This is a genomic window from Pseudomonas sp. CM27 (genome assembly GCF_013179515.1).
Classification (GTDB): Bacteria; Pseudomonadota; Gammaproteobacteria; order Pseudomonadales; family Pseudomonadaceae; genus Aquipseudomonas.
On record NZ_JABMCN010000400.1, the window covers coordinates 1 to 2,390 of the forward strand.

Sequence of the window (2,390 nt, forward strand, 5' to 3'; positions counted from 1 at the left end):
CTCACATTTGTTGCAACGTGGTCATGCCTGTGAGGCCATGGCTGTCAGCCGTTTGCAAGCTTGAAGACCTGCGCCAAGGCTGGCAACCATGGCGTAACAGGTTCGGCACGTTGCAACAAATGTAGGATCGGATTTATCCGCGATGCGCCGCGCGGGCGGCGCTCGATCTCACAGGCGATATAACTCTCAAGGCATGCTTTTTGGGAAACCTCTTACATTGAAAACGGATGGCATGACGGGGCCAAGCAGGAAGGCCAAGCGCAAACTGGGCAACCCGGAAATCCTTCAGGTGTGCCCCCATGTTCCGTCCAAGTACTAGCTTGAAAAGTGTAAGGCATGACCTTACACTCAACCGTCAATGATCAGAAGTTTCAGGCACAAGGGCCTGAGGCTGCTCCATCAGCAGGGTGACGCATCTGGCGTGCGTGCGGATCATGTCAATCGCTTGCGGCGTTTGCTTGCTTCCCTGGAGGTTGCACAAACGCCAGCAGACATGAACCGTCCCGGTTACCGCCTTCATCCTCTGCACGGAAAGCTGGATAGCTTTTGGGCAGTGAATGTTTCAGGTAACTGGCGTCTGGTGTTCCGCTTCTTGGGTACCGATGTGGAGCTTGTTGATTATTTGGACTACCACTAAAAGGCTTCAATCATGCCTATGTTTGATCCTCCCCATCCAGGGGAGTCCCTGCGAGAAGACGTGTTGCCTTCAATTGGCATGAATGTCTCTGAGTTAGCTCGTCACCTAGGTTATTCGCGGGGGCAGTTATCCACAGTACTCAATGGACGCGCCGCCATTTCTGCCGATCTTGCTTATCGCCTTGAGCTGGCGGGTCTCGGCCCTGCCAGGCAGTACCTTGCCGAACAGGCCGCTTACGATCTTTGGCAGGCTGCCCACCGTGAGCATCCTCAGATAGAGCGGTTAGTGTTCGCCTGACGACTTACCCCGCATCCGAATCAAACAACCGCTCCAACTCCACCCGCGCCTCCTTGGCCGTCTGCATCACCTTGGCCCGGTCATCACGCACCTGCCCCTGAGCCACCAGCACTTCTTCATCATGCTGGGTAAATCGCGCAATCCGGTCCGCCGCCTGTTCATCGCTCAAGCCCAGCCCCACCAAGGCCCTGCGGGTCATCTCCAGGCTGGAGTAGAACGTCTCGCGAATCGGCTCGGCACCCACATCCACCAGCTTGTGCACATGCTGGCGGTTACGTGCCCGGGCCAGCACTTTCAGGTGCGGGTACAGACGCTTGATGCGCTCCGCAGTGCGGGTGGCGACTTCGGGGTCATCGATGGTGATGACCACATACTCCGCCTCGCCCACCTTGGCGGCGTGCAGCACCTCCGCGCGCAGCGGGTCGCCGTAGAACACCGGCACCTGCTCGAACATGCGGGTCATCTCGATGGCATCCACCGAGGTTTCCAGGGCCAGGAACGGGATTTTCTGCGCCCGCAGGATGCGCGCCACAATCTGCCCCATGCGGCCCATGCCGACAATCACCACCCGAGGTGCATCGGTCTGGATCTGGGTGTATTGCTCAGGCACTTCCCGCACCGGCTGCGGGCGTTTGAGGGCGCGAGCGCAACCGAGCATCAGCAACGGAGTGATGGCCATCGACAGGGTGATGGTCATCAGCAGCAGGTCGTAGGTCTGGGTGTCGAACAGGCCCTGGTCCTTGCCCAGCTTGAACACCACGAAAGCAAACTCGCCACCGGCGGCCAGGACCATGCCCAGGCGTAGGGCGCTGGCGCTGTTCAAGCCACCGGCCAGGCGGCCGACGCCGAACAGCAGCGCCAGCTTCACCGTCACCAGCAGCAGGGTCAGGCCCAGCAGCACCAGCGGCATTTCCAGCAGCAGGCTCAGGTTGGCGCCCATGCCGACACTGATGAAGAACAGCCCCAGCAGCAGGCCCTTGAACGGCTCGATCTGCGATTCCAGCTCGTGGCGGTATTCCGAGTCGGCCAGCAGCAGGCCTGCCAGGAAAGCGCCCAGCGCCATGGAAATGCCGGCTTCTTCCATCAGCCAGGCGGTGCCGATCACCACCAGCAACGCCGTGGCAGTGGATACTTCCGGCAGACCGGTGCGGGCGACGGTGCGGAACACCGGGCGCAGCAGGTAGCGGCCGCCGACGATGACCACGGCGATGCTGGCGAATACCTTCAGCCCGTGTTGCAAGCTGTCACCATGGCTGGTGTCGGGGCCAGTGGCAGCCAGCAGCGGTACCAAGGCGATCAGCGGGATGGCGGCGATGTCCTGGAACAGCAGGATGGCGAAGGCCAGGCGGCCGTGCGGGGCGTTCAGCTGCTTGCTCTCGGCCAGGCTCTGCAAGCCAAGGGCGGTGGACGAAAGCGCCAGGCCCAGGCCCAGCACGATGGCTGCAGGCAGGGTCTG

At 61.2% G+C, this 2,390-nt stretch carries 3 protein-coding genes; 2 read left to right on the top strand and 1 reads right to left on the bottom strand.

Going from position 1 to position 2,390, the window contains the following annotated elements:
- The first annotated feature begins 358 nt into the window (after window positions 1-358).
- Entirely contained in the window at window positions 359-637 is a 279-nt protein-coding gene (locus HP547_RS28305; protein ID WP_172222579.1) for a type II toxin-antitoxin system RelE/ParE family toxin, read from the top strand.
- A gap of 12 nt (window positions 638-649) precedes the next feature.
- Window positions 650-934, top strand: coding sequence for a HigA family addiction module antitoxin (locus tag HP547_RS28310; RefSeq protein ID WP_172222584.1), 285 nt, complete (start codon window positions 650-652; stop codon window positions 932-934).
- Between the two features lie 4 nt (window positions 935-938).
- Here the strand turns inward: HP547_RS28310 and HP547_RS28315 are convergent.
- Window positions 939-2,390, bottom strand: a 1,452-nt coding sequence (locus HP547_RS28315) for a cation:proton antiporter (RefSeq protein WP_172288791.1), incomplete at its 5' end; no start/stop codon positions are given.

Excerpts from the sequence above, each read along its gene's own strand:
- HP547_RS28310 (WP_172222584.1), top strand. The coding sequence starts at position 650 with ATGCCTATGTTTGATCCTCCCCATCCAGGGGAGTCCCTGCGAGAAGAC.
- HP547_RS28305 (WP_172222579.1), top strand. The coding sequence starts at position 359 with ATGATCAGAAGTTTCAGGCACAAGGGCCTGAGGCTGCTCCATCAGCAG.